Source organism: Fluctibacter halophilus (assembly GCF_020687825.1).
GTDB classification, from domain to species: domain Bacteria; phylum Pseudomonadota; class Gammaproteobacteria; order Enterobacterales; family Alteromonadaceae; genus Fluctibacter; species Fluctibacter halophilus.
Genome location: NZ_JAJEWP010000001.1, coordinates 1,681,015 through 1,706,845 on the forward strand (window position 1 = coordinate 1,681,015; position 25,831 = coordinate 1,706,845).

At 53.7% G+C, this 25,831-nt stretch carries 24 protein-coding genes; 16 read left to right on the forward strand and 8 right to left on the reverse strand.

Annotated elements, in window-relative coordinates; all coding sequences use genetic code 11:
- The first annotated feature begins 84 nt into the window (after positions 1-84).
- Positions 85-2,112: a methionine--tRNA ligase gene (gene metG / locus LJ739_RS08005; protein ID WP_229158962.1), complete on the forward strand. Its 2,028-nt coding sequence runs from the start codon at positions 85-87 to the stop codon at positions 2,110-2,112.
- Between the two features lie 61 nt (positions 2,113-2,173).
- On the opposite strand, the gene LJ739_RS08010 is transcribed toward metG, so the two are convergent.
- Entirely contained in the window at positions 2,174-2,365 is a 192-nt protein-coding gene (locus LJ739_RS08010) for a DUF3185 family protein (protein WP_229158964.1), read from the reverse strand.
- 238 nt (positions 2,366-2,603) lie between these two features.
- Here LJ739_RS08010 and LJ739_RS08015 point away from each other — a divergent pair, with 238 nt between their 5' ends.
- Entirely contained in the window at positions 2,604-3,026 is a 423-nt protein-coding gene (locus LJ739_RS08015; RefSeq protein WP_229158966.1) for a hypothetical protein, read from the forward strand.
- Positions 3,027-3,072: 46 nt separating this feature from the next.
- Here LJ739_RS08015 and LJ739_RS08020 read toward each other — a convergent pair whose 3' ends face one another.
- A complete protein-coding gene (locus LJ739_RS08020; RefSeq protein ID WP_229158968.1) occupies positions 3,073-4,146 on the reverse strand; it encodes a methyl-accepting chemotaxis protein in 1,074 nt (357 codons plus the stop codon).
- A 208-nt stretch (positions 4,147-4,354) separates the two neighbouring features.
- Positions 4,355-5,098, reverse strand: coding sequence for a methyltransferase domain-containing protein (locus LJ739_RS08025; protein ID WP_229158970.1), 744 nt, complete (start codon positions 5,096-5,098; stop codon positions 4,355-4,357).
- Between the two features lie 79 nt (positions 5,099-5,177).
- On the opposite strand from LJ739_RS08025, the gene gloB reads away from it, so the two are divergent.
- Genes gloB through LJ739_RS08040 form a run of 3 tightly spaced genes read left to right on the forward strand, consistent with a single transcriptional unit; the run spans position 5,178 to position 8,683 of the window.
- Positions 5,178-5,954, forward strand: a complete 777-nt coding sequence (gene gloB / locus LJ739_RS08030; RefSeq protein WP_229158972.1) for a hydroxyacylglutathione hydrolase — start codon at positions 5,178-5,180, stop codon at positions 5,952-5,954.
- Positions 5,955-6,000: 46 nt separating this feature from the next.
- The gene (locus LJ739_RS08035; protein WP_229158974.1) at positions 6,001-7,671 is read left to right on the forward strand and encodes a lytic transglycosylase; all 1,671 of its coding nucleotides are present in this window, start codon (positions 6,001-6,003) and stop codon (positions 7,669-7,671) included.
- A gap of 10 nt (positions 7,672-7,681) precedes the next feature.
- Positions 7,682-8,683, forward strand: coding sequence for an ion transporter (locus LJ739_RS08040; RefSeq protein ID WP_229158976.1), 1,002 nt, complete (start codon positions 7,682-7,684; stop codon positions 8,681-8,683).
- On the opposite strand, the gene LJ739_RS08045 is transcribed toward LJ739_RS08040, so the two are convergent.
- Positions 8,684-9,400: a substrate-binding periplasmic protein gene (locus tag LJ739_RS08045; RefSeq protein WP_229158978.1), complete on the reverse strand. Its 717-nt coding sequence runs from the start codon at positions 9,398-9,400 to the stop codon at positions 8,684-8,686.
- Positions 9,401-9,513: 113 nt separating this feature from the next.
- Positions 9,514-10,893, reverse strand: a complete 1,380-nt coding sequence (cysS, locus tag LJ739_RS08050; RefSeq protein WP_229158980.1) for a cysteine--tRNA ligase — start codon at positions 10,891-10,893, stop codon at positions 9,514-9,516.
- Positions 10,894-11,069: 176 nt separating this feature from the next.
- On the opposite strand from cysS, the gene LJ739_RS08055 reads away from it, so the two are divergent.
- The 5 genes from LJ739_RS08055 to LJ739_RS08075 all read left to right on the forward strand — a co-directional run bounded on the left by LJ739_RS08055 (position 11,070) and on the right by LJ739_RS08075 (position 16,796).
- Positions 11,070-11,564 (forward strand): peptidylprolyl isomerase, encoded by a 495-nt coding sequence (locus LJ739_RS08055; protein WP_229158982.1) that lies wholly within the window; start codon positions 11,070-11,072, stop codon positions 11,562-11,564.
- Positions 11,565-11,612: 48 nt separating this feature from the next.
- On the forward strand, positions 11,613-12,353 hold the full coding sequence (gene lpxH / locus LJ739_RS08060) for a UDP-2,3-diacylglucosamine diphosphatase (protein ID WP_229158991.1): 741 nt from the start codon (positions 11,613-11,615) through the stop codon (positions 12,351-12,353).
- A 183-nt stretch (positions 12,354-12,536) separates the two neighbouring features.
- Positions 12,537-14,117: an alkaline phosphatase gene (locus LJ739_RS08065; RefSeq protein ID WP_229158993.1), complete on the forward strand. Its 1,581-nt coding sequence runs from the start codon at positions 12,537-12,539 to the stop codon at positions 14,115-14,117.
- Between the two features lie 10 nt (positions 14,118-14,127).
- Positions 14,128-16,020, forward strand: a complete 1,893-nt coding sequence (locus LJ739_RS08070; protein ID WP_229158995.1) for an alkaline phosphatase — start codon at positions 14,128-14,130, stop codon at positions 16,018-16,020.
- Positions 16,021-16,079: 59 nt separating this feature from the next.
- Positions 16,080-16,796, forward strand: coding sequence for a hypothetical protein (locus LJ739_RS08075; RefSeq protein ID WP_229158997.1), 717 nt, complete (start codon positions 16,080-16,082; stop codon positions 16,794-16,796).
- Between the two features lie 12 nt (positions 16,797-16,808).
- On the opposite strand, the gene miaE is transcribed toward LJ739_RS08075, so the two are convergent.
- On the reverse strand, positions 16,809-17,579 hold the full coding sequence (gene miaE / locus LJ739_RS08080) for a tRNA isopentenyl-2-thiomethyl-A-37 hydroxylase MiaE (RefSeq protein WP_229158999.1): 771 nt from the start codon (positions 17,577-17,579) through the stop codon (positions 16,809-16,811).
- A 226-nt stretch (positions 17,580-17,805) separates the two neighbouring features.
- Between miaE and LJ739_RS08085 the strand changes: the two genes are divergently transcribed.
- Complete coding sequence (locus LJ739_RS08085) at positions 17,806-18,405, forward strand: Yip1 family protein (RefSeq protein ID WP_229159001.1); 600 nt, start codon at positions 17,806-17,808, stop codon at positions 18,403-18,405.
- A 64-nt stretch (positions 18,406-18,469) separates the two neighbouring features.
- Here the strand turns inward: LJ739_RS08085 and LJ739_RS08090 are convergent, their stop codons facing one another.
- Positions 18,470-19,075: a peroxiredoxin gene (locus LJ739_RS08090; RefSeq protein ID WP_229159003.1), complete on the reverse strand. Its 606-nt coding sequence runs from the start codon at positions 19,073-19,075 to the stop codon at positions 18,470-18,472.
- 243 nt (positions 19,076-19,318) lie between these two features.
- On the opposite strand from LJ739_RS08090, the gene LJ739_RS08095 reads away from it, so the two are divergent.
- Entirely contained in the window at positions 19,319-19,513 is a 195-nt protein-coding gene (locus LJ739_RS08095) for a bacterioferritin-associated ferredoxin (RefSeq protein ID WP_229159004.1), read from the forward strand.
- Positions 19,514-19,575: 62 nt separating this feature from the next.
- Here LJ739_RS08095 and LJ739_RS08100 read toward each other — a convergent pair whose 3' ends face one another.
- Complete coding sequence (locus tag LJ739_RS08100) at positions 19,576-19,929, reverse strand: Grx4 family monothiol glutaredoxin (RefSeq protein WP_229159006.1); 354 nt, start codon at positions 19,927-19,929, stop codon at positions 19,576-19,578.
- Positions 19,930-20,223: 294 nt separating this feature from the next.
- On the opposite strand from LJ739_RS08100, the gene LJ739_RS08105 reads away from it, so the two are divergent.
- The 4 genes from LJ739_RS08105 (at position 20,224) to LJ739_RS08120 (ending at position 25,762) form a co-directional block, all read left to right on the forward strand.
- Complete coding sequence (locus LJ739_RS08105) at positions 20,224-20,808, forward strand: Fe-Mn family superoxide dismutase (RefSeq protein WP_229159008.1); 585 nt, start codon at positions 20,224-20,226, stop codon at positions 20,806-20,808.
- 210 nt (positions 20,809-21,018) lie between these two features.
- The gene (locus tag LJ739_RS08110; protein WP_229159010.1) at positions 21,019-22,941 is read left to right on the forward strand and encodes a PrkA family serine protein kinase; all 1,923 of its coding nucleotides are present in this window, start codon (positions 21,019-21,021) and stop codon (positions 22,939-22,941) included.
- Between the two features lie 20 nt (positions 22,942-22,961).
- A complete protein-coding gene (locus LJ739_RS08115; protein WP_229159012.1) occupies positions 22,962-24,254 on the forward strand; it encodes a YeaH/YhbH family protein in 1,293 nt (430 codons plus the stop codon).
- A complete protein-coding gene (locus LJ739_RS08120) occupies positions 24,251-25,762 on the forward strand; it encodes a SpoVR family protein (RefSeq protein ID WP_229159014.1) in 1,512 nt (503 codons plus the stop codon). The genes LJ739_RS08115 and LJ739_RS08120 overlap by 4 nt, the downstream gene beginning before the upstream one ends.
- Positions 25,763-25,831: the final 69 nt, after the last annotated feature.

Here is a 25,831-nt window from a genome sequence, read left to right on the forward strand (position 1 = left end):
TGTCATAAATGCTGATGCAAAATGGGCCCAGTTCGGCTACCATTTGCGTCCTTTTTTTAACCGTATAACATCACACAGGGTTCCATGACTCAGCAGCAACGCAAAATTCTGGTTACCAGCGCCTTACCCTATGCTAATGGCTCCATTCACCTGGGCCATTTATTAGAGCACATTCAAACAGATATCTGGGCGAGATTCCAACGAATGCGCGGTCACCAGTGTTACAGCGTGTGCGCCGACGATGCCCATGGCACCCCGGTCATGCTCAAAGCCCAGGAGCTGGGGATCACACCGGAAGAGATGGTGTCCCGCACCCGTGCCGAGCATCATCAGGATCTGCTGGATTTCCACGTAGAGTACGACAACTACTACGTGACCCACTCGGAAGAAAACCGCGAACTGTGTGAAGACATCTACAACAAGCTGGATGCCGCCGGGTATATTTCCAAACGCACCATCAGCCAGCTGTTTGACCCGGAAAAGCAAATGTTCCTGCCAGACCGGTTCGTCAAAGGTACCTGCCCCAGCTGCGGCGCGGAAGATCAGAACGGTGACAGCTGTGATGTGTGCAGCGCGACCTACAGCCCGACCGAAATGAAAAACCCACGTTCGGTGGTTTCCGGTGCGACACCGGTGCTGAAAGACTCCGAACACTTCTTCTTCGACCTGCCCAAATTTGAAGGCATGCTCAAAGACTGGCTGACCAGCGGCGCCCTGCAAGGCGAAATTGCCAACAAGCTGCAGGAGTGGTTTGAAGAAGGCCTGCAACAATGGGACATCAGCCGTGACGCACCCTATTTCGGTTTCGAGATCCCCGGCGCGCCGAACAAATTTTTCTACGTATGGGTGGATGCGCCGGTAGGCTACATGGCCAGCTTCAAGCATTTCTGTAATGCCAACAACGTTGATTTTGATGCGTTCTGGAAAGCCGACTCCGATGCCGAGCTGTACCACTTCATCGGCAAAGACATTACCTATTTCCATTGCCTGTTCTGGCCAGCGATGCTCGAAGGCGCAGGTCTGCGTAAGCCCACCGGGGTTAACGTGCACGGGTTTGTCACCGTCAACGGTGCCAAGATGTCCAAGTCACGCGGTACCTTCATCAAAGGCCGCACCTACCTTGAGCACCTGAACCCGGAATACCTGCGCTACTACTTCGCCGCCAAACTGGGCGCTGGTGTAACCGACATCGACCTTAATTTCGATGATTTCGTACAGAAGGTTAACTCTGATCTGGTCGGCAAAGTGGTCAACATCGCCAGCCGCTGCGCCGGTTTTATCAGCAAACGCTTTGACGGCACCCTGTCTGAAGATATCGCCGAGCCTGCCCTGCTGGCCGAATTCCAACAGGCCGCAGACGGTATTGCCGAGGCCTTCGAGAAGCGTCAGTACAACCGTGCGGTGCGCGACATCATGGCGCTGGCGGATAAAGCCAACCAGTACATCGATGCCCAGGCACCCTGGGTCACCATCAAAGACGACGACAAACAAAAACTGACCCACGATGTGTGTTCATTGGGGATCAATCTGTTCCGCATTCTGATGGTGTACCTCAAGCCAGTGCTGCCCAAGCTGGCCGAGCAAGCCGAAGGCTTCCTCAACGACACGCTGAACTGGGACAGTGCCCAGCAGGTACTGACCGGACACGGTATCAATAAATTCAAGGCCCTGATGCAGCGGGTCGACAGCGACAAAGTGAACGCCATGATCGAAGATTCCAAGGAAAACCTGGAGCCAACCTCCAGCATTGATCCCAACAGCCCGTTGGCCAAAGACCCCATCGGCGAAACGATCGCCTTTGATGACTTTGCCAAAGTCGATTTGCGCATCGCCAGGATTGCCAAGGCGGAACACGTCGAAGGCGCAGACAAACTGCTGCGTCTGCAACTGGATCTGGGCGGCGAAACCCGTCAGGTTTTCGCCGGGATTAAATCCGCTTATGCCCCGGAAGATCTGGAAGGCAAGCTGACCGTAATGGTGGCCAACCTGGCACCACGCAAAATGCGCTTTGGCCTGTCAGAAGGCATGGTGTTGGCAGCTGGCCCCGGAGGCAAAGACTTGTGGATCATGGAGCCCCATGAAGGCGCCCAGCCGGGAATGAAGGTTAAGTGATCGTATCCGCTACAAAAAAAGGCGCCTGGAAGGCGCCTTTTTTATTTGCTACCTGCGTCGGTTATTTCACTTTCATGATCCCAACCAACACACAAATCACGCCGCCGGCCATTCCGGCCCAGGCTTCAATGGGTGTGTCGCCATCGAAGGTGCGCGACAACTGGGCACTGGCCGAGTCATACACGTCATAACCCCACATAGCCAGCGCCACACCAACGATGATCAAAACGATGCCGATGATTTTATTGTTCATTATTATTGTGCTCCAAATTGCGTAACGCTAACCACGGTATACTCAGCCTCGCTGTAACGCAAGCGTGATACATACCAACTCGGCATTCACTGTTTAATTTGTAACCTGTGTCCCGATTTGGCTGCCGTTCACCCCGTCACGGTTGCGCCTTGCATTTTGTTGCACTACAAATCAAACATTACCTTGGGGCGTAACGGACGACACCCTGTCGCGACCACTGTTACCCTGAAGGAGCCCTATGAACCTGTTTGCCTTGCTGTGCGGCGTCATCATTGCAGCCGCGATTGTAAAAGGACTGCATCACTGTCCCGGTGAACGTGCCACCCGACTGTATGCTGCGCTGTTAGCAACCTTTCCTTTGTATTACTGGGCCTTTGCGCTGTACGCCGGTGACAGCATGGTGCTGTTGGATGAAATGGTCATCGGCATCGGTTTTTTCGCCCTTGCCTATGTGGCGATCACGTTACGAAAGCTGGACGGCCTGATCATTCTTGCTTGCGGGTTTATTGTGCATGGCGTGTACGATTTGATCCATCCCACCTTGTTTGTGAATCCCGGTACGCCACTGTGGTGGCCGGAGTTCTGCGCCGCGGTGGACACAGCCATCGGTGTATATTTACTGCATTGGGCCATCACCGCCACCGACAAACACATGGCGTAAACGCACAAAAAAAGGCGCCGTAGCGCCTTTTTGCTGCTGTGCCTGATCAACGACTGATTAGCGCGCCGATTTTGCTCATCAAATCTTTGCTGGTGCGCTCCATCTGGGCAATCATTTCCAACAGTTTGTGATCCAGGTTGTCGCCGGCTTTGTTCAGCACCGCGCGGGCATGTTCCACCAGTTTATGCTGGGCTTGTTCCATGCCGCGCAGGTCGGCATCACCGGCTTTCTTGGCACCGAAACTTTGCGCCCAACGAACCAACTCAGATTGGGCCGGGTCGATAATCGCGTTAGGATTGCGTTCGCCATTACCCACCACGCCGTCATACACCAGGCGCTTAATGTCCATGTTTTCAACCTGGGCACTGACCAGTGCGGTGCGACCGGCGGTACGACCAATGGTTTTGGCCATGGACGTTGACATGCCAATCACCTCACTGACCTTGTCTTTGACTTCACTGGTTTTTTCTACCAACACCCGTGACTGGGAAGACACTTCGTTGATGTTGGATTCGATATTACGGGTTCCCTCTTCGATCTTTTCCACCAGGTTATTGATTTCCTGGGTGGACTCAGAGGAACGCATGGCCAGATTACGCACTTCCTCAGCAACCACGGCGAAGCCACGACCACTCTCACCCGCCCGCGCGGCTTCGATGGCGGCGTTCAGGGCCAGCAAGTTGGTCTGTTCAGCAATGGAATTAATCACGCCGACGAAACTGCTGATGCTGCTGGCCAGGCCAGACAGTTCTCCGGCATGCTTCACACCAGTGGCAGCAATCTGATCGATATTGGTCAGGCCCTGTACCGCCTCATCCAGCATCCCAGACGAACCGGTGAACAGCTCTGACGCCGCTTCTACGCGCTCACTTTCGCTGTTTAGCTGCGCAGTTGTGTGGCTGAGTGAGTCTTTGATCTGACTGAACAGCTGTTGACCATCCAGCATCATTTCACTGACAATTTGGTATTCGGATTGCTCGGTATCCTGTTGCGAGGCATGTGCTTTTGCTTCGCTGAGCTGCCCTTCCAACTCCTGTATGCGGGCCTGTAAGGCTTTGTTGTCTTCCCCCAACTCACGAATTTTGCGTTGGTCTTCTTCGTTGACTTTGTTCCACCACATGGTTCTGTTCCCAGTTACAGATAAAAACGAGTAATGCCAAATGTGACTTGGCGCGTGTTAAACCCTGTTGCATTGGTGTTGTTTATTCTGAGCATATTCTGATCGCAAACGTTGCTAGCTGGCGCAGTGAGCCCGATCAAAAAACGACAACATTGTTAAGCACGCTCTAGAGTTATCGACCATTTTTGAAATTACAGCAAACTTTTTTTCAGCCCGGGTGGCTCTGTTCGCGCATGCTGGCACCCACGGCAGAGAAGTTTGGCTTGGGCCGCCATTTGGGGCGAACAAGGGACAAGGGCCTGACACGCTTCTTGGCCACAATCAGGTATGACGAAGCTAACAGGGGTAAATAGCGTTTACACCACAACTGCCAGCGCCCCTCGATGGGGATCTTGCGTTCGAAAAACAGTTCGGAAAATACCAGCGGATGGGTTTCGAGCACTTCAAATCCGAGCAAATTCAGCCAATCTTTAAGCCGTACACTGCTGAAAAAACGCGCGTCATGGAGGATCTGGCGAGGATTAACCGGCAGGTACTTCAACAAACCGGCCAGACTGAACGGGTTAAATCCACTGATCACCAAATAGCCGTTGGGCAATAATACCCGCTCTGCCTCACGCAGGATTTGATGGGGATCCTGGGCAAAGTCCAGCTCATGGGCCAGTAGTACCGCATCCACACTGCGTTTCTGCAGTGGAAATTCACTGGCATTGCCTACTGCTGATACATAGGGTGCAGGCTCATCGGCCATGCGGATGACCTGTTTGATGGGACAACCTTTGACGGTCACCTGACAGCTCAAATCCCCAACGCACAGCAAGTAATAGCCGAACATCTGGCGGCAAATGTCACTCAGCGCCAGCTCGGTCGCCTGACGAAGCTGATCGCCAGCAGGCAATTCCTGCCACTGTCGGGGATAGCGAGGTCGTTTTCCAAGTAACGCAGGTTTCATTGATGTACCGGGTTTGGTTGCGGTCCGAGTGTCGAATTCTTATAGTACAGCAACTACGTTTGTTCACAACGGCAAGGCGATGACCCAAGCGATTCACATCACCCCTATCCCCGCATTCAATGATAATTACATCTGGTGTTTGCACACTGATAAAGACGCGGTGGTTGTCGACCCGGGAGATCCGGACGCGGTGGAAACTTTTTTGCAGCGCCGGGGACTGGTATTGTCAGGGATCCTGATCACCCATCATCATTGGGATCATACCGATGGCCTGCCGGCCTTGGGTCAGCGTTGGCCGGATGCGCCTGTGTTTGGCCCGGATAACCCGACCATTGATGGCATTACCCACACGGTTGGCGACGGTGACACTGTCACATTGGCGGGTTTATCGTTGTCTCTGGATGTCATTGCCGTACCCGGACACACCCTGGATCACATCGCTTATGTTTCAGATCTCGGTGTTTTTTGCGGCGATACTCTGTTCAGTGCCGGCTGTGGCCGATTGTTTGAAGGAACGGCGCAACAAATGCATGATTCTTTGCAGCGCCTGATGCAACTCAACGACGACATGGCGGTCTATTGTACCCACGAGTACACCGCCGCCAATGTCCGGTTTGCATTAATGGTCGAGCCGCAAAACGCTGATTTACAGGCCTTTTCCCGTTGGGTTTCAGACCAGCGGGCGAAGCCGGCACCGACCTTGCCCTCGACCATCGGCCGTGAGAAGCGGATCAATCCGTTCGTGCGCGTCACCCAGCCGACCGTGCTGGACAGTGTCAAACAGCATTGTCAGTTGGCAGATGAGGCACCGGCATCGGTGTTTGCCGCGCTTAGAAAGTGGAAAGATACTGCATAAAACGTACAATAGCGGTCAATAGACCAATAACAATAACGGGAACACTATGAGAATCTGGATGTGCCTTACGGCCGTCAGCCTGTTAAGCGGTTGTCAGTTAACGCCGCAACAAGCCGATATCGAGCGACAGCAAGAACATGAGCATCAGGTCGCTGCGACGGTCACCGCACAATGCCACCCGGGGGCTACAGACACCCCTCCACCGTCAGAACGACCCGATGACTACCTGACCTGTGACAACGTACATGAGGGCACCATACCGGTTTCCCACCCCGTTGAAGAGGTTGAAGTCGCGATAGAAACGGCGCCCCCTGTGCCCCTTGAAATCGTTGATGTGTGGGAGCGAGTCCGCCAGCAGTTAACCTTTGCGGTGCCCGACAACCGACGGGTGAATGTTCAGCGAGACTGGTATTTGCGTCACCCCGATTACATGCAGCGGGTGGCCAAACGTGCCCGCCCGTTCATGCACCTGATTGTTGAGATGCTGGAACAGGAGAACATGCCACTGGAGCTGGCCCTGCTGCCTATCGTCGAAAGTGCCTTCGATCCCTTTGCTTACTCCCATGGTCGCGCAGCGGGCATGTGGCAATTTATCCCCGGCACCGGCAAACGCTTCGGCATGAAGCAGACCTGGTGGTATGACGGCCGTCGGGATGTGATTGCATCCACCGAAGGCGCCATCGCCTACCTGCGCTACCTGCTCAACATGTTCGACGGTAATTGGTTACACGCCCTGGCCGCATACAACAGTGGCGAAGGACGGGTCCTGCGGGCAATCCGTAAAAACAAGCGAGCGGGCAAGGATACCGATTTCTGGTCACTGGATTTACCCCGCGAAACCCGTGCCTATGTGCCCAAGCTGTTGGCATTGAGCGACATTCTGGCCAACCATGAGAAGTATGCCTTTGCCTGGCCACACATCGACAACCAGCCGGTCGTGGCTACAGTGGACATTGGCAGCCAGTTGGATCTGGCATTGGCCGCCGACATGGCCGGCCTGACACTCAAAGAGCTGCACGCGCTGAATCCGGGCTTCAACCGCTGGGCCACCGATCCCGACGGCCCTCACCGACTGCTGGTACCCCTGGATAGGGTGAGCCGGTTCAATGACGCGCTGGCCAAAACGGACAAACAACAGCGACTCAACTGGGTACGTCACAAGGTGCGCAATGGCGACAGCCTGTTAAAGCTGGCCAAGGAATATCACACCACGGTGGATGTGATTCAGCAGGTCAATGAAATGCGCGGCAACATGATCCGGGTCGGCGATCACTTGCTGGTGCCGGTGGCACTCAAATCCCTCGACAGCTATGCCCTGTCCCAAGAGCAGCGCCTGGCCGCCACCCAAAGCACGTCGCATGGCCGTCACAAACTGACCCACCGGGTTGTCAGCGGTGACACCATGTGGGATCTGAGTCGCGAATTTAACGTTGGCGTACGGGAACTGGCGCGCTGGAACGGCATGGCCCCAACCGACCCGTTACACCCGGGAAAAACCCTGGTGATCTGGGTCGACAAGGTCAGTGATGCCCAGCGAGACAACGCCGTGATGCGCAGCCTGACCTACACCGTCAGACGTGGCGATTCACTGGCCCGTATCGCCGGGAAATTTAACGTACGGGTAAGCGATATTCAGCGCTGGAATCAGATTGACCCGAAAAAGTACTTACAGCCCGGCCAGAAGCTTAAACTGTACGTTGATGTAACCCGGACCTGATCACCTCAACATGCTGCGCTTCAATCGCCAGAACCTGAATAACAGCCACGAAGGACCGTGGCTGCTGCTTGACCTAGTGATGCTGGGTCTGTTGGTGATCAACCTACTGTGGCTTATTCTGGACATGCTGTACGCCAGTCGTGCAATCTATGACACCCTGGCGATCCATTGGCCGGCTTTCGTCGATGCCTACCAGCCCATTCATGACAATTTTGCCCTTATTGATTTGATTTTTATCGGCATCTTTCTGAGTGAATTCTGTTTACGCTGGGTAGTGTCCATCGTGCGCAAAGAATACCTGCGCTGGTATTTTTTCCCGTTTATCCATTGGTACGATCTGGTGGGCTGTATTCCGGCCAGTGGCGCCCGTATCTTCCGCTTTTTGCGCATATTCTCGATCCTGTATCGCTTGCACAAATACCAGATCATTGATTTACGCAGCACCCGACTGTTCCGCTTCATGGCGTTTTACTACGACGTATTCGTCGAAGAACTCAGCGATCGCATCGTAGTGAAAGTGCTCAGCGATGCGCAAAAAGACATCGCCTCCGGCTCACCGCTGTTGGAAGACATCACCCGCCAGGTGCTCGCGCCCCGGCAACGGATCCTGTGTGAATGGCTGGCGGCCATGATGGAGCATATGGGTTCGTCAATAGCCGACGCCGAGCACGGCGCAACGGTGCGTGAACACGTGCAATCGAGCGTGGGCAAGGCGGTCCGCGACAACCCCAACATCAGCACCCTGAAGCTGGTGCCGGTACTGGGCGGTACCATCGAACGTACCCTTGAGTCCAGCGTAACTGACATCGTCACCCAGTCCCTGATCAACCTGCTCAAAGATGTGACGCCGGATAAAATTGAACATTTCATCGACAACGGCCTGAACCGCTTCACGACCGAAGAGCAGGCCCTGGAAGATGAAGTGCTGTTGGTGGTGAATGAGTGTCTGGAGCTGCTCAAATCCCATGTCTCGACCCAGCGCTGGAAAAGCGCGTTTGAAACACAAAACTGATCAGGGATGTGCCACGGTGTCGTGCACCGGCACCATATCAAAATCCTGCAACAACCCGTTTAACACGCCACTTTGCTGCAAACGCGCAAAGGCTTGTTCCAGCGCCTTGATGGCGTCGGGGTTAGAATCGCGGTTGACGGCATAAAACAGATCCAGCCTGGCCACCTGCTCCCCCCGTTGCAAGGTAGCAATGTCTTCTGGGTATTCCCGTTTCAGTCGCTGAACCATGTTTTCCGCCATAAAGCCCTGTTCGGCTCTGCCGCGCACCAGCATACCCAGCGCCTGCTCCGCTTTGGTCACGTACACTGCTGAGCGTTCATGCAGCAGCTGCTGCTCAGCCAGACGTTCAATCAAGCCGCCATCGCGCAGGATCACCTGTCGCAACGGCCGCCCCTCAACAGACGCCGCCTTGGGGCTGTACCAGGCAAACACTTCAATGCCATGAAGCGGACCTATCCAGTGAAAGTCGTTATCCCGCGCCTGGTTCCTGGCGGTAGAAAACACCATACTGTTAGGCTGTTCAGTGGCAAACCGGATCGCCCGTGGCCAGGGCAATAATGACAGGGTGTAGGTATGTCCGGCTTCACGCATCATGGCGTCAATCAATGCCACGGCAAAACCGTCATACCCATCATTGGCAGCATAGCTGTAAGGGGGGAAATGTTCGGTGTAGAGTTTCCAGTGTTGCGCACACGCAGCCATGGACCAGCACAGCATGATCGCCACACCCCACACGCGTATTGTCCAACGGCTGAACAAAAACTACACCCCAACAATCATCGGATTGTTAGAGTGTATACCAGTTCCTGATCAAAGGACTAATTTAGGCCTCAGGCTTTGCGCCAGGTCGTCCCCTGAGGACCATCCTCCAGGACCACGCCCATTGCCGTTAACGCGTCTCTTGCCTCATCCGCGGCGGCCCAGTCTTTGTTGGCCCGTGCGTTGTTGCGTTTTTCGATTAACGCTTCAACCTGCGCGGCTTCATCGCTGTCGCCCTGTAAAAACTGTGCGGGGCTTTGCTGAAGCAGGCCCAGCACACAGCCGAGGTACAGCAGAATGCCAGCAAGCCGGGCCGCGGTTTCGGTTTCTTGTGCCTGTTTGGCACGGTTCAAGTCCCGGGCCAAATCAAACAACACAGAAAACGCTTCCGGCGTGTTGAAATCGTCATCCATCGCGGCATTGAAACGGGTCAGGTACTCCCCCATGTCACCAAGGGCCACGTCCGCAGGCACAACATCGCGCAGCGCCGTGTATAAGCGCTCTAGCGCAGCACGGGACTGACGGATATTGTCTTCGCTGTAATTCAGCTGACTACGGTAGTGGGCCGACATCAGGAAGTAACGGATGGTCTCGGCATCGTACACCTTCAACACATCACGCAGGGTGAAGAAGTTGCCCAGCGATTTGGACATCTTCTCCTGATTGACCTGCACCATTCCGGTGTGCACCCAGTAGTTAACATAGGGCGTGTCAAAGGCACAGCACGACTGCGCCACTTCATTTTCATGGTGCGGGAATATCAGATCAGAACCGCCGCCGTGGATGTCAAAGTGAACCCCCAGGTGCTTGCTGTTCATGGCGGAACACTCGATGTGCCAGCCTGGGCGACCATTGCCCCAGGGAGACTCCCAATAAGGCTCATCCGGCTTGGCAGATTTCCACAGCACAAAATCCAGCGCATCGCGCTTATCCTGAGAGGTCTCGACCCGGGCGCCAGCATTCAGTTGCTCCAGATCCTGGCGGCTGAGTTTGCCATAGGCGTCATAGGAGCTGACATCAAACAGCACATCACCGCTATCAGCCTGGTAGGCGTGTCCCTTGTCCATCAGGCGTTGAATCACGTCGATGATCTCCGCCATGTGGGTGGTTACCCGCGGCTCAATGTCAGGCTCGAGCAAGTTAATCGCGGCAAAATCTTCATGCATCATGGCGATGGTACGCGCGGTCAGCTGATCGGTGGTTTCCCCGTTCTGATTGGCGCGCTGAATGATTTTGTCATCCACATCGGTGATGTTACGCACATAGTTGACCGCATAACCCCGGTGACGCAGGTAGCGCACCATGGTGTCAAAACTCAGATAGGTACGCGCGTGCCCCATGTGACAGACGTCATACACCGTGATACCACACACATACAAACCCACTTTGCCTTCTTCAATTGGCGTAAACGGGATTTTGGTGTGTGTCAGGGTGTTGTAGATCTGTAACATGGTATCTTTTTCCTTAAATGAATACGTCGACTGCACAATGCAGCAGCGTGGGATTCTAGCACTGCCCTGCCGTGACTTAAATATGTCTTCACAATTGAGCACGCCACAGGCTGCACAATGGCAGTGGGATCGGTTACACTGCGCCCTTATATTTCTTCGTATCAAGGACACTACCCATGGTTACTCTCATTACCAACTACGGTGATATCACCCTGAAGCTGTTTGCCGACAAGGCGCCCAAGACTGTCGAAAACTTTCTGCAGTATGCCCGCGATGGTTTTTACGACAACACCATTTTCCACCGCGTCATTGACGGGTTTATGGTTCAGGGTGGTGGTTTCGCACCGGGTATGGAGCAAAAGCCCACCCGTGATCCGATTGCCAATGAAGCCAACAACGGCGTGTCCAACGCAACCGGCACCATCGCCATGGCGCGTACCAATGATCCACACTCCGCCACCGCCCAGTTTTTTATCAACGTGAATGACAATACCTTCCTGGATTTTCGCAGTGAAAGCATGGATGGCTGGGGCTATTGCGCCTTCGGAGAAGTGACTGACGGGATGGACGTGGTCAACAAGATAAAAGACGTACGCACCGGCAGCGCCGGTTTCCATCAGGACGTACCGGTGGAAGACGTGATCATCGAGCGCGTTGAAATCAGCGAATAAGTCAACCTGACGGGCGCCCGCCGTGGCGCCCTTTTGATGATACCCAGCATGCCATACACACTGTTCATTTCCGATTTGCACCTGAGTTCCGATCGTGAAGACATCACCGCCTGTTTTGACGCCTTTGTGCACAGCGACGAAGCCCGTCAGGCAGAAGCGCTGTACATTCTCGGCGATCTGTTTGAATACTGGGTCGGAGATGATGACGACACGCCTTTTCAGCGCCATATTGCTGCATTGATCAAACGCCTGGCCGACACCATGCCGGTGTACTTTATTCATGGCAATCGCGACTTCATGATTGGCCAGCGCTATGCCCGCCAAAGCGGCATGACACTGCTGCCGGAGCAACAGGTGATTGATTTGTACGGCACACCGACCCTGATCTGTCATGGTGATGAGTGGTGTACCGATGACGTTGAGTACCAACAATACCGGGCCCGGATCAGAGACGGTTGGCTATCCAAGGTATTGCGATGCCTGCCATTGTTTGTGCGCCGCTGGCTGGGCAACCGTATTCGTCAAAAAAGTCTGGCCCGCCAACAACACAATCCGCTGGACATCATGATCATGGACGTCACCCCCGAGGCCGTAGCCACTGATCTGCGCCGTCACCAGGTAACCCAGACCATCCATGGTCATACCCACCGACCGGCGGTTCACCGTTTCGAGCTGGATGGAAAGCCGGCAGTACGTGTGGTGCTGGGCGATTGGTACGAACAAGGCAGTGTGTTGCGGGTCGATAACACCGGATTCGCACTGCAAAGTCGCCCATTTGTCACAAACTGACTGGCTGTTCAGGTATTCTTAGACGCCCGTCGTTCTGTCATCATTCCTCAATAAATCTGACACTTAGCCGCCATCTACACGTCATGGTTCTGTCAGCCCGTGGTCATATTGGCTCTCTACCCTTGAGGCGATTTTTTTGTGGCACTGCCACCTTAATCGCGACTCAATCAACGGGAATCCACTATGAAACTACAACGGATGGTCAGCAGCTCATTAGCGCTGGCCGTATCAACGTCACTTTATGCTGGCGTGTTACCAGAACACCAATCCAATAACGACTGGTACACCGAGGCTCAAACCCACATCGCCGCCAAACTGGACACCAATAACCAGTTCAAGGCCAAAAATGTGATCCTTTTCGTCGGCGATGGTATGGGTATCTCCACCCTGACTGCCGCACGTATTTTGCAGGGACAGCAAAATGGCCATAACGGTGAGGAGAACCTGCTCAGCTTTGAACAGTTCCCCCATACCGCACTGGTAAAAACCTACAACGTTGATGCGCAGACACCGGACTCTGCCGGCACCATGACCGCAATGATGTCAGGCCTGAAAACCGACGTGGGTGTGATTGGCGTTGACGAAGACATTCAACGGGGCAACTGCGCGACCGTAGCCGGCAATGAAGTGACCACGGCGTTGGAACTGGCCGAGATCCGTGGTTTGTCGACCGGCATCATTTCAACCGCACGTATTACCCATGCCACACCGGCTGCAACCTATGCAAAGTCGGCTGACCGCAACTGGGAAGACATCTCCGACATGCCACAGGATGCCGTTGATGGTGGCTGCGTGGACATTGCCGACCAGTTGGTGAACTTCGAAACCTACCTTGAGCAGCGCATGCCTGGCGTTGACGTCAATGGCATTGAAGTGGCCTTTGGTGGCGGTCGACGCCATTTTCTGCCCAAAGACGCAGCCTATAACAGTGCTGATGCCGCGAGCAGCGTTGAAGGGGATCGTACCGATAACCGCGACCTGACCGCAGAGTGGCAGGAACGCTATCCGACCGGCACCTATGTAATGGACCAGGCAGGTTTTGATGCCATTGACCCAGACACCACCTCCCATGCTTTCGGCCTGTTTAATGAGTCCCATATGCAATACGAAGCCGACCGCGCCAACGATATCGCCGGTGAACCCTCGTTGAGCGAAATGACCGAAAAAGCCATCGACATTCTGGATAACAACAATAACGGCTTTTTCCTGATGGTGGAGTCTGGTCGCATCGACCACGGTCACCATGCCGGCAGCGCCTACGGCGCATTGACTGACACCATCGAGCTGTCTAATGCGGTGGCCAAAGCGGCGGCAATGACCGACCCCAGTGAGACGCTGATCCTGGTAACCGCTGACCATGGTCACGTGTTCACCATCGCCGGTTACCCCAAGCGCGGCAATCCGATCCTTGGCAAAGTGGTTTCGGTAGGTAGCGAAGAACCCAGCCTGGCCGCCGACGGTATGCCCTACACCACCCTGGGTTACACCAACGGTCTGGGTTATCGGGATTTGGGCGACGAAACCAATGCCGATGCCAGCTATGCCGACGCCCCCAACACCGGACGTATGGATTTAAGCGGTGTCGACACCACTACCAGCGGCTATCACCAGGAAGCCTTGGTACCGATGGGCTCTGAGTCACATTCCGGTGAAGACATTTCACTGCACGCCATGGGCCCCGGTGCTCAGCTGGCACAAGGTGTGGTGGAGCAAAGCACCGTCTACCACCTGATCAATCAAGCCCTCGGTCTGGTCGAAGAATAAGGATAACGTCATGAAACATGCAACATTGAATAAGCTTTTTGTCGGCCTGTCCCTGGCCTTGTCTCTGACGGCCTGTTCCGGCGACGATGGTGACACAGGTCCTGCGGGTGCCAACGGCAGCCCCGGTACCAACGCACTCATCGACCAAACTGCCCTGGCGGTGGGTAACGAAAACTGCCCCAACGGTGGTTTGCAAATCGATTCCGGGCTAGATAGCAACGCCGATGGCGTGCTGGGCAGCAGTGAAATCACTGAAACCCAGTACCTGTGTACTCCAGGGATTACCCAGGTGACCGCCGCGCAAATCCGCAACAACACCAGCAACCCCTGGTACAGCGACGCAGCACAGCAGGTGGAAGCCGCCAAAGATCGCTGGATGGAGGCCACCCAGGGCGCTACTGCCGCGACAGCACGTGCGGCCACGGCAGCAGCGGCAAAAGCCGCGGCCAGCAAAGGGGCGGCCAAAAATGTGATCCTGTTCGTGGGTGATGGGATGGGGATTTCCACCGTCACGGCGGCACGCATTCTGGCTGGCCAAATGCAAGGCCTGCAGGGTGAAGAGTATCAGCTTAGCTTTGAGAAATTCCCTTTCGCCGGTCTGGCCAAAACCTACAACGTTGACGCCCAGACCCCTGACTCCGCCGGTACCATGACCGCGATGATGAGCGGCGTGAAAACCGACGTCGGGGTGATTGGCGTGGATGCGGACATTGAGCGCGGTGAGTGTAGCACCGTGGCCGGAAATGAACTGGTGACCAGCCTTGAGCTGGCGGAAATTGCCGGTAAGTCTACCGGTATCATCTCGACTGCACGGATCACCCATGCCACACCGGCAGCGACGTACGCCAAGTCAGCCGATCGCAACTGGGAAGACATCTCCGACATGCCTCAAGAAGCGATTGACGCCGGCTGTACCGACATCGCGGCTCAACTGGTCAACTTCGAAGCCAACCTTGAAGCGCGCTATGACGGTCTGGACGTGGATGGCATTGAAGTGGTGATGGGCGGTGGTCGTCGTCACTTCCTGCCCAAAGACGCCGCGTTCAACAGTAACGATGCCGTCTCCAGCGTGGAAGGTGATCGCACCGACAACCGGGACCTGACCGCAGAATGGCAGGCAACTTACCCGAATGGCCAGTACGTGTACGACCAGGCCAGCTTCAATGCGCTGGATCTCGACAACGTAGAACGGGTATTCGGTTTGTTCAACGAGTCGCACATGCAGTATGAAGCGGACCGCGCCAATGATGTGGCTGGCGAGCCATCACTGACTGAGATGACCGAAGCCGCAATCAGTGTGCTGGACAACAACGATGAAGGCTTCTTCCTGATGGTGGAATCGGGTCGTATCGACCATGGCCATCACGCCGGCAGTGCTTACGGCGCCCTGACAGACACCATCGAGTTTGCCAGTGCGATTGAAAAAGCGGCGCAGATGACCAACAGCGAAGACACCCTGATCATTGTCACCGCTGACCATGGCCACGTGTTCACCATTGCCGGATACCCCAAGCGGGGCAACCCCATTCTGGGCAAAGTGGTCGGTGTTGGCAGTGATGAGCCCAGCCTGGCCGCCGACGGTATGCCCTACACCACCCTGGGTTACACCAATGGCCTGGGTTATCGCAATCTGGGGGATGAAACCAATGCCGATGCCAGCTACGCAGCAGACCCGGTCAGCGGGCGGATGGATTTGACCGGTGTGGACACCACCACCCCTGGCTATCACCAGGAAGCCCTGGTGCCACTGTCCAGCGAAACCCATTCCGGTGAAGACGTGGGGATTTTTGCCCAGGGACCCGGTTCGTTCATGGTCAATGGCACCAATGAGCAGAACATGCTGTTCCACATCATCAATCACAGCGCCAACCTGGTCGAAAAGGCCGACGCGGCACTGCAATAACACCGTCAGAAAAACAGGCACCGAGATCGGTGCCTGTTTTGTTGTATCTGGAGAACCCCATGAAACACTGTGTCATTTTACTGCTCAGCCTGTTGCCGCTCGCCGCCAACGCGCTGTGCCAATCGTCCACATTGATGGCCACCTATGAAATCGAACGTCAGCACGGTACCCAACCGCCCACCTTGGATACCCTGGTATTGGTCCGCCATGGCGATAACGTGCTGCATATCCACCCGAATGCGGGGCTCAGTGAAGGCTTCCACCGCACCGCCACCGGTGCCATTCAGGTGATCCGTCACTTTGATCAACACCAGCGCAGCATTGAATATGCCCCGAACGAAAAAGTGCACGGACGCCAGGAAGCGGATTGGTCTTTACGCTACCAATTGATCAGCAATGATTTACTCAATCACTTGCCCGTCAATGAAACCCAGGGGCAAGGCTGTGAACGCCAGCAAATCCGCCAACGAGTAACCGACAGCGAGCGCACAACGCTGCACTGGCAACCTGAACAGCAACGGATGTCTGCACTGTCGGTGGTACGTGAGAATTATCGTGAACGCTGGACCCTGAAAGCTGTCAGCACCGATGCGCAGGCCATTCAGCAGGCTTTCGAACAACGGCTGGGCTATCAGACTACCGACTATGCCGATATCGGTGATGATCATACCGATCCGTTTTTACTCAGGATGGTTAATCTGGGCTTTATCGAAGCCGGTGCCTCCGGATTTTATAATGCCGATGGCAAGGCGTTGGAAGGGCATCACCAGCACTGATGCTTATAAGGCTCAGAGAGTGGTCGGAACGCCGGAATGGAATTTAAAATCGCTGTCCGGCGCACTGATCAATTCAGCTTCAACCTGGCCAAACAGTGCAACGCGCGCAGTGATGTCCTCACCGGCAATGTCCTGGGCAAGACTGAGGTAGTCCTGATAGTGGCGGGCTTCGGAGCGCAGTAACGAAACATAGAAGTCACCCAGGCGTTTGTCCACGTGCGGCGCCAGTGCGGCAAACCGCTCGCAGGAGCGCGCCTCGATGTACGCGCCACAAATGAGCTTATCCACCAGGGTCTGGGGTTCATGGGTTTTGACGTGCCGTAACAACCCTTTGGCGTAGCGGCTGGAGGTTATGTTTTGATAGGCAATGCCGTACTCGTGCATGATTTCCAGCACCTGATAAAAGTGATGCAGCTCTTCTTTGATCAACAGCACCATCTTATCGATAAGCTCCTGGCTGTATGGCTTGTCTGCTTTGGGGATCATCGACTTGTTGAGGCGGTTTTTCTCGACCAGTGAACGCCAATCGCCCTCCTGGCGATAAGTGTAGTCTTCGAACGGCTTCAGCCACTGCAGCAATGCCTGCCCACTGTCTGCATCCACCGCATACTTGCGGATCAGGTACATGGCAGACTGGGCCGCTTTAAGCTCACAAACCAAATGATCAATCAATACCACGGGCAAGCGATCGGGCTTTACCGCTTCATCCAGCCACGCCTGCGGTGTGCGGCAGTGAAGAAACTGGTGAATGGGCGCTATCAGAGAATTGATGTGATCGGACATAAAGCTGGATTCCGCGCTGGCAATTAATGACTCCGCCGCTTGGGTGTCGGCGTAACGGGGGCGTATTTTGCCATGTTTGTGTGCATTCGCCCAGTGACAGCGCAAGGGTTAGCGCATCGCGCAATAAAACTGTTGATCTTTTCACCAACCTGCAACACACTGCTTGTTAACGAGTTGTTAACACAGCTCATCGACGTGGTAGTGAGCCATCCAAGGAGTACGCTTTATGATTCTGAGTCACCTGCTGGGTATCTATACCCATCCCAAAGAAGAATGGCAAAGCATCGATGAAAAACACGAAAGTTATACCCAGAGCCTGAGTCACATCGCCATCATCGCCCTGATCCCGGCGCTGGTCAGTTATTACGCCAGTGCACATCTGGGCTGGAGCATTGGTGCAGGCGACCTGATCAAGCTGTCGTCTGAAACCGCCCTCACCTTGTCAGTAGGCATGTATTTCGGGCTGCTGGCAGGGGTGGTGGCTTTGGCCGTCATGATCCACGAGCTGGCCAAGATTTTTGACACCCAACCTACCTATACCCAATCACTGGAACTGGCAGCCTACACCGCTACACCGCTGTTCATGGTTGGTTTCGCCGCCTTCTATCCAGCGCTGTGGTTCGTGATGATGATCGGTTTTGTGGGCCTGAGTTACTCGATTTACCTGCTCTATTCCGGTGTGCCCATTCTGATGCACATTCCTGAAGACAAAGGCTTTATCTATGCCAGCTCGGTGGTAACCTGTGGCCTGATCCTGCTGGTTATCCTAATGGTCAGTTCTATCATTGTGTGGAGCTGGATTGGTGAACCGGTATTTGTTCACTAGTACTGTTACGACCACTAAAAAGGCCGCTGAGTAGCGGCCTTTTTTCTTACGCGATGCTTGTGAATTACAAGCCGTCAGCGTTTTCAGACAGGTACTTGGCAACACCTTCCGGGCTGGCATCCATACCTTTCTGACCGTTTTGCCAACCAGCAGGACACACTTCACCGTGCTCCTGGTGGAACGCCAACGCGTCAACCATGCGCAGCATTTCGTCAACGTTACGGCCCAGTGGCAAATCGTTGACGACCTGGTGACGCACCATGCCTTCTTCGTCGATCAGGAAAGAACCACGGAAGGCAACGCCTGCATCAGGATGCTCAACGTCATAGGCCTGACAGATTTCGTGCTTCACGTCAGCAACCAGGGTGTAGTTGACCGGGCCGATACCACCGTCGTTCACGGCAGTGTTACGCCATGCGTTGTGGCTGAACTGAGAATCGATGGAAACACCGATCACTTCAACACCACGCTTCTTGAATTCTTCAAAACGCTTATCAAACGCGATCAGTTCTGAAGGACATACAAAGGTAAAGTCCAACGGATAAAAGAAAACGACCGCTTTTTTGCCTTTAATGGCATCGCTTAATGTGAATTCATCGACGATTTCTCCGTTGCCCAATACAGCAGCGGCAGTGAAATCAGGCGCAGGACGTCCAACTAATACACTCATTATTTTCTCCCATTATTGTCTTAAAGGCTGAGCGAGTTGAGGGGCGCGACAACAGCGCGCCCCTTTATCGCCTTGGATATGGGTACGGACTGAAAAAAACCAATGATTTCACTCAACTTTTTTTGCAGGTCCCCGATGCAGCACAAAATGCCTCTACTCGTCCATCAACAAGAAACGTTTTTTGCTTGCGTTATGTACAAATAACAATTATTATCATTTGCACTATTAGAGGAGTTTAGCTGAATGTACGTTTGTTTGTGCCATGGCATTACCGACCGCGCCATCAAGAAAGCTGTCACCGAACAAGGTGTCGGCAGCGTGCGTGAGCTCAAAGAGCAACTCGGTGTTGGCAGCCAGTGTGGCCGCTGTGTGCAAATGGCCCAACAGATCATCGACACCACCATTATCGATGAATCCTTGTTCAAAGAAGTCAGTTAATCCTCAACGTTAAAGACAAAAAAAGCGCCTTAAAGGCGCTTTTTTCGTTTCTAACCGTGTGTTTATTCACTGTCCTGCGCGGCTGCTTCGTCGGAAGCGTACTTTTGCGCCGTTTCTTTGATCAGCGGCTGCAGTTCACCCTGCTGGAACATTTCCAGAATGATGTCACAGCCACCCACAAGCTCGCCATCTACCCACAGTTGTGGGAAGGTTGGCCAGTTGGCAAACTTTGGTAGCTCAGCACGGATGTCAGGGTTCTGCAAAATATCAACATAAGCAAACTGTTCGCCGCACGCCATCAACGCCTGTGACGCCTGGCTGGAAAAACCGCAACTTGGCAGTTTGGGTGACCCTTTCATGTAGATCAGAATAGGGTTCTCGGCAATCTGCTGCTTGATTTTATCGACCGTTTCCATAAATCGGGATTCTCTTGGTTAACCGTGGTGAAAAGATGGTGCCAAGTGTACCTTTTTCAAGGGCCGAAACCAACGGAAGTCGCCTCGGGTGCCCACAAATGCCGGGCACCGGCAACAAATTTCCAAGAATGTCACGCTGGCACCTTGAGAAAATTTTCAGTGCTCCCATATAGTTAATGCAAAAGGGTACTAAAAAAACCCGACCGGGAGCCTTTCATCCCGGCTTTTTGTCGTCTAGCATTTGAGGCCTGACCCGCTTGATAGGTCTAATGCATCAACTAACGGAGATACAACATGGCTTTTGAACTACCTGCGCTGCCTTACGAGAAAAACGCTCTGGAGCCGCACATTTCTGCAGAGACCCTTGAATACCACTACGGTAAGCACCACGCGACCTACGTGACCAAGCTCAACGGCCTGGTTGAAGGCACCGACATGGAAAACATGAGCCTGGAAGATATCGTTAAGAATTCCGACGGTGGTGTGTTCAACAATGCTGCACAAATCTGGAACCACACCTTCTACTGGCACAGCCTGAGCCCCAACGGTGGTGGCCAGCCAAGTGGTGCTTTGGCCGATGCGATCAATGCCAAGTGGGGTTCTTTCGACGATTTTAAGGCCGCTTTCAACGACAAAGCGGTCAACAACTTCGGCTCCAGCTGGACCTGGCTGGTAAAAACGGCGGATGGCAGCCTGGATATCGTAAACACCAGCAATGCTGCGACCCCATTGACTGACGCCGGCGTCACCCCGCTGATGACAGTTGACCTGTGGGAACACGCCTACTACATTGATTACCGTAACCTGCGTCCTAAGTACCTGGAAGGTTTCTGGGCATTGGTTAACTGGGACTTCGCCGCGCAAAACTTCGCCGGCTAGTCTCCTTTACGCCTGAGAAAACGCCCTCCTGTGAGGGCGTTTTTTTTGTCTTTTTTCAGCGTGTTGGGTGATTTCCCCTTGTCCCCAGCGCAATTCATCGCAAATCATCACCCATTATCAACTTTTATTCTAAATCTCCTGCACATAGGTGAAAAAAACTGTCTAACCTTAGTAGTGACTCTCCCACGTTTTTCTCTTCAGGAGTGTGAAATGGGTATTTTTGAACACTATCAACAACGTTATGAGGCGCACAAAGAAGAAGAATACAGCATTCAGGAATTCCTCGACATTTGTAAGCAGGATCCCAGCGCCTATGCCAATGCTGCAGAACGACTACTGGAGGCCATTGGTAAACCCGAAATGGTCGACACCTCACAAAATCCGACCCTTAGCCGGATATTTTCCAACCGGGTAATTGCCCGCTACCCAGCATTCAATGACTTCTATGGCATGGAAGAGTCCATCGAACAGATTGTGTCCTACTTGCGTCATGCTGCGCAGGGATTGGAAGAGAAAAAACAAATTCTGTACCTGCTCGGCCCGGTGGGTGGCGGTAAGTCTTCGCTGGCGGAGAAGCTCAAAGAGCTGATGCAGAAAGTACCGATCTATGTGCTCAAGGGCTCACCGGTCAATGACCATCCCTTCAGCCTGTTTGACGCCAACGAAGATGGCGCCATTCTGGAAAAAGAATACGGTATTCCGCGCCGGTACCTGAAAACCATCATGTCGCCCTGGGCACGCAAACGCCTGCATGAATTTAACGGTGATATCAGCAAGTTCCGGGTGGTGAAACTCTATCCTTCGGTGTTGGATCAACTGGGCATTGCCAAAACCGAACCCGGCGATGAAAACAATCAGGATATTTCCGCACTGGTGGGCAAAGTCGACATTCGTCGCCTCGAAGAATTTGCCCAGAATGACCCCGATGCCTACAGCTACTCTGGTTCGCTGTGCAAAGCCAACCAAGGCCTGATGGAGTTTGTCGAGATGTTCAAAGCACCCATCAAGGTGCTACACCCGCTGCTTACCGCGACCCAGGAAGGTAACTACAACCCCACCGAAGGCTTCTCTGCCCTGCCCTTCGATGGTTTGATCCTGGCCCATTCCAATGAGTCGGAATGGCAAAGTTTCCGCAACAATAAGAACAACGAGGCGTTTCTCGATCGTGTCTATATCGTTAAAGTCCCCTATTGCTTACGGGTAACCGAAGAGATCCACATTTATGAGAAACTGCTGCAAAGCAGTGAGCTCAGCGGTGCGCCCTGCGCACCCGATACCCTGGAGTCGCTGGCACAGTTTTCGGTCCTGTCACGTCTGAAGGAGCCAGAAAACTCGAGCATTTACTCTAAGATGCGGGTCTATAATGGCGAAAGCCTCAAAGACACCGATCCCAAAGCCAAGTCCTATCAGGAATACCGAGATTACGCCGGTGTGGATGAGGGCATGAATGGCCTGTCGACCCGCTTTGCGTTCAAAATCCTGTCTCGGGTGTTTAACTTCGATCACCAGGAAGTGGCTGCCAACCCTGTTCACCTGTTTTATGTGCTGGAACAGCAGATTGAACGTGAGCAATTCCCCTCCGAATTGGCGGACCGCTACAAGGAACACCTGAAAGGCTATCTGATCCCCAAATATGTGGAGTTTATTGGTAAAGAAATCCAGACCGCCTATCTGGAAAGCTACTCCGAATACGGTCAGAACCTGTTTGACCGTTATGTGACCTATGCCGACTTCTGGATCCAGGATCAGGAATACCGCGATCCGGAAACAGGTCAACTGTTTGATCGCGAAGCGCTTAATGGTGAACTGGAGAAAATTGAGAAGCCTGCCGGGATCAGTAATCCGAAAGATTTCCGCAACGAAATCGTTAACTTTGTGCTTCGTGCCCGGGCCAACAATAAAGGCAAAAACCCTGCCTGGACCAGCTACGAGAAGCTGCGCACAGTGATCGAGAAGAAAATGTTCTCTAATACCGAAGACTTGCTGCCGGTCATTTCTTTCAATGCCAAAGGCTCTGCTGAGGATCAGAAAAAACACGACGACTTCGTCAAACGCATGACCGAGAAAGGCTATACCAAGAAACAAGTACGACTGTTGTGTGAATGGTACCTGCGGGTACGAAAGTCATCGTAATCCGATGAGAGGCTAGCAGTATGGCTCACTTTATCGATCGGCGTTTAAACACCAAAGGCAAAAGCACTGTCAATCGGCAGCGCTTTTTGCGCCGCTATAAACAGCAAATCAAAGATGCGGTATCGGATGCCATCAGCAAGCGCAGTGTCACCGATGTGGATACCGGCGAGCAAATCAGCATTCCCACCCGCGACATTTCCGAACCCATATTCCACACCGGCAAAGGTGGCAAACGGGAAATGGTTCACCCTGGCAACGATCAGTTTGCCAAGGGAGATAAAATTAAGCGCCCGGAAGGTGGTGGTCAGGGACAAGGCAGCGGAGATGGAGACGCCAGTGACAGCGGCGAAGGCGAAGACGATTTTGTGTTTCAGATCTCCAAGGACGAATACCTGGATTTGCTGTTTGAAGACTTGGCCCTGCCCAACCTGAAAAAAAATCAGCTCGACAAAATGGTTCAGTACCAGACCTACCGTGCCGGCTATCAGACCGACGGTGTACCCAGCAACCTCGATATCGTGCGTTCGCTGAAAGGCTCCATGGCACGGCGTATTGCCCTGACCAGCGGCAAGAAAAAGAAACTGGCGGAACTGGAAGCCAAGCTTGAAGAACTGCGCAACGATACCCACGAGCACCCGCTGGAAATCGACGAGCTGGAAGCCGAAATTGCTGAGCTGAAACGTCGCATCAAAGCGGTGCCGTTTATCGATACCTTTGACCTTCGCTTTCGCAATTACGAAAAGCGTGCGGTACCGACCAGCAAGGCGGTCATGTTCTGTCTGATGGACGTGTCCGGCTCTATGGATCAGGCCACCAAAGACATGGCCAAACGCTTCTATATCCTGTTGTACCTGTTTTTAACCCGTACCTATAAAAACGTCGAAGTGATCTACATTCGTCACCATACCCAGGCCAAAGAAGTTGATGAGCAGGAGTTTTTCTACAGCCAGGAAACGGGCGGCACCATTGTGTCCAGTGCCCTGCACCTGATGCACGACATCATCAAACAACGCTTTCCTTCTGACCAATGGAATATCTATGCCGCGCAGGCCTCCGATGGTGACAACTGGGCCGACGATTCTCCCCAGTGCAGTCAGTTGTTGCATCAACAACTCCTGCCGCTGGTCCGCTATTACGCGTACATCGAGATCACCGAACGCCAGCACCAAAGCCTGTGGCGGGAATACCTCAAACTCAAGGAGATGCATGACAACTTCGCCATGAAGCACATTCGCGCCGTGGAAGACATCTATCCGGTATTCAGGGAGCTGTTTCAGAAAAGCCTCGAACGGCAACGACAAGGAGCTGCATGATGGGTGCTAAAAAAAAGCCAGCAGTGCTGAGTGACGGCCCTGACTGGACATTCGATCTGCTTGAACAGTACGAAAAAGAGATTGACCGGGTGGCCAAACACTACCGCCTGGACACCTATCGCAACCAGATTGAAGTGATCACCGCAGAACAGATGATGGATGCCTACGCCAGCGTGGGCATGCCAATCCATTATGCCCACTGGTCCTATGGCAAGAAATTCATCTCTACCGAGCAACACTACCGTCGCGGCCAAATGGGCCTTGCTTACGAAATCGTGATCAATTCCGATCCCTGTATCGCCTACCTGATGGAAGAAAATACCATCACCATGCAGGCACTGGTGATGGCCCATGCCTGCTATGGGCATAACTCGTTTTTCAAAAACAATTACCTGTTTAAAACCTGGACCGATGCCGGTTCCATCATCGACTACCTGGTGTTTGCCAAAAATTACGTCGCCAAGTGTGAGCAAAAACATGGGGTCAGCGAGGTGGAAGCCATCATGGACTCCTGTCACGCCCTGATGAACTACGGTGTTGACCGCTACAAACGGCCCCAGAAAATATCCTTGCAGGAAGAACGGGAGCGCCAGGAAGAGCGTGAACGCTACCTGCAGTCTCAGGTTAATGACTTGTGGCGCACCCTGCCGGAAATTCAGAAATCAACCGAACACAGCCGCAAGCGTTTTCCACCCGAGCCACAGGAGAATGTGCTGTATTTCATCGAAAAGAATGCGCCGCTGCTGGAGCCCTGGCAACGGGAACTGGTGCGCATCGTGCGCAAAATTTCCCAGTACTTCTATCCGCAAAAGCAAACCCAGGTAATGAACGAGGGTTGGGCCTGTTTCTGGCACTACCACATTCTCAATCACCTGTATGACGAGGGCCGTGTTACCGATCGTTTTATCATGGAGTTTTTGCACAGCCATACCAATGTAGTGTCTCAGCAGGACTACAACAGCCCTTATTACAACGGCATCAACCCCTACGCCCTGGGTTACAGCATGTTTATGGACATCAAACGGGTCTGTGAAGCCCCCACCGACGAGGATAAATACTGGTTGCCTGACGTGGCCGGCAGTGACTGGCTGGATACCGTGCACTTCGCGATGCAGAACTTCAAGGACGAAAGCTTTATCAGCCAGTTTCTGTCACCCAAAGTGATGCGCGATTTTCGCCTGTTTGCCATCGACGATGACGACGAGCAGGCGTTCTTAAATGTTTCAGCCATCCATGATGAACAGGGTTATCGGCATATTCGCGAAACCTTATCTGCCCAATACAACCTGAGTAACCTTGAACCCAATATTCAGGTCTACGACGTCGATGTCAGGGGCAACCGCTCCCTCACCTTACGCTACATCCCGCACAATCGCATTCCGCTGGCAGACAGTCACAACGAAGTCCTCAAACACCTGCATCGCTTGTGGGGATTCGGGGTCAAGCTGGAACAGGAGAATGCCGATGGCTCGATTGAGCTGATTGGCCAGTGTCCGGATATTGATTAACTGTCCGTTGCTCGCTTCTGCGCGCATTCGCGGGGTAAATCACGTCCTTTGCGCAGCCGAGGACAGCAG

What these genes read in the sequence shown, in the direction of transcription:
- LJ739_RS08070 (WP_229158995.1), top strand. Translation starts at nt 14,128, where the DNA reads ATGAAACATGCAACATTGAATAAGCTTTTTGTCGGCCTGTCCCTGGCC.
- LJ739_RS08015 (WP_229158966.1), top strand. Translation starts at nt 2,604, where the DNA reads ATGAACCTGTTTGCCTTGCTGTGCGGCGTCATCATTGCAGCCGCGATT.
- LJ739_RS08045 (WP_229158978.1), bottom strand. Translation starts at nt 9,400, where the DNA reads ATGCTGTGCTGGTCCATGGCTGCGTGTGCGCAACACTGGAAACTCTAC.
- LJ739_RS08035 (WP_229158974.1), top strand. Translation starts at nt 6,001, where the DNA reads ATGAGAATCTGGATGTGCCTTACGGCCGTCAGCCTGTTAAGCGGTTGT.
- LJ739_RS08025 (WP_229158970.1), bottom strand. Translation starts at nt 5,098, where the DNA reads ATGAAACCTGCGTTACTTGGAAAACGACCTCGCTATCCCCGACAGTGG.
- gloB (WP_229158972.1), top strand. Translation starts at nt 5,178, where the DNA reads ATGACCCAAGCGATTCACATCACCCCTATCCCCGCATTCAATGATAAT.
- LJ739_RS08100 (WP_229159006.1), bottom strand. Translation starts at nt 19,929, where the DNA reads ATGGAAACGGTCGATAAAATCAAGCAGCAGATTGCCGAGAACCCTATT.
- LJ739_RS08120 (WP_229159014.1), top strand. Translation starts at nt 24,251, where the DNA reads ATGATGGGTGCTAAAAAAAAGCCAGCAGTGCTGAGTGACGGCCCTGAC.
- LJ739_RS08110 (WP_229159010.1), top strand. Translation starts at nt 21,019, where the DNA reads ATGGGTATTTTTGAACACTATCAACAACGTTATGAGGCGCACAAAGAA.
- LJ739_RS08065 (WP_229158993.1), top strand. Translation starts at nt 12,537, where the DNA reads ATGAAACTACAACGGATGGTCAGCAGCTCATTAGCGCTGGCCGTATCA.
- lpxH (WP_229158991.1), top strand. Translation starts at nt 11,613, where the DNA reads ATGCCATACACACTGTTCATTTCCGATTTGCACCTGAGTTCCGATCGT.
- cysS (WP_229158980.1), bottom strand. Translation starts at nt 10,893, where the DNA reads ATGTTACAGATCTACAACACCCTGACACACACCAAAATCCCGTTTACG.
- LJ739_RS08010 (WP_229158964.1), bottom strand. Translation starts at nt 2,365, where the DNA reads ATGAACAATAAAATCATCGGCATCGTTTTGATCATCGTTGGTGTGGCG.
- LJ739_RS08095 (WP_229159004.1), top strand. Translation starts at nt 19,319, where the DNA reads ATGTACGTTTGTTTGTGCCATGGCATTACCGACCGCGCCATCAAGAAA.
- LJ739_RS08055 (WP_229158982.1), top strand. Translation starts at nt 11,070, where the DNA reads ATGGTTACTCTCATTACCAACTACGGTGATATCACCCTGAAGCTGTTT.
- LJ739_RS08040 (WP_229158976.1), top strand. Translation starts at nt 7,682, where the DNA reads ATGCTGCGCTTCAATCGCCAGAACCTGAATAACAGCCACGAAGGACCG.
- LJ739_RS08075 (WP_229158997.1), top strand. Translation starts at nt 16,080, where the DNA reads ATGAAACACTGTGTCATTTTACTGCTCAGCCTGTTGCCGCTCGCCGCC.
- LJ739_RS08085 (WP_229159001.1), top strand. Translation starts at nt 17,806, where the DNA reads ATGATTCTGAGTCACCTGCTGGGTATCTATACCCATCCCAAAGAAGAA.
- LJ739_RS08105 (WP_229159008.1), top strand. Translation starts at nt 20,224, where the DNA reads ATGGCTTTTGAACTACCTGCGCTGCCTTACGAGAAAAACGCTCTGGAG.
- miaE (WP_229158999.1), bottom strand. Translation starts at nt 17,579, where the DNA reads ATGTCCGATCACATCAATTCTCTGATAGCGCCCATTCACCAGTTTCTT.
- LJ739_RS08090 (WP_229159003.1), bottom strand. Translation starts at nt 19,075, where the DNA reads ATGAGTGTATTAGTTGGACGTCCTGCGCCTGATTTCACTGCCGCTGCT.
- metG (WP_229158962.1), top strand. Translation starts at nt 85, where the DNA reads ATGACTCAGCAGCAACGCAAAATTCTGGTTACCAGCGCCTTACCCTAT.
- LJ739_RS08115 (WP_229159012.1), top strand. Translation starts at nt 22,962, where the DNA reads ATGGCTCACTTTATCGATCGGCGTTTAAACACCAAAGGCAAAAGCACT.
- LJ739_RS08020 (WP_229158968.1), bottom strand. Translation starts at nt 4,146, where the DNA reads ATGTGGTGGAACAAAGTCAACGAAGAAGACCAACGCAAAATTCGTGAG.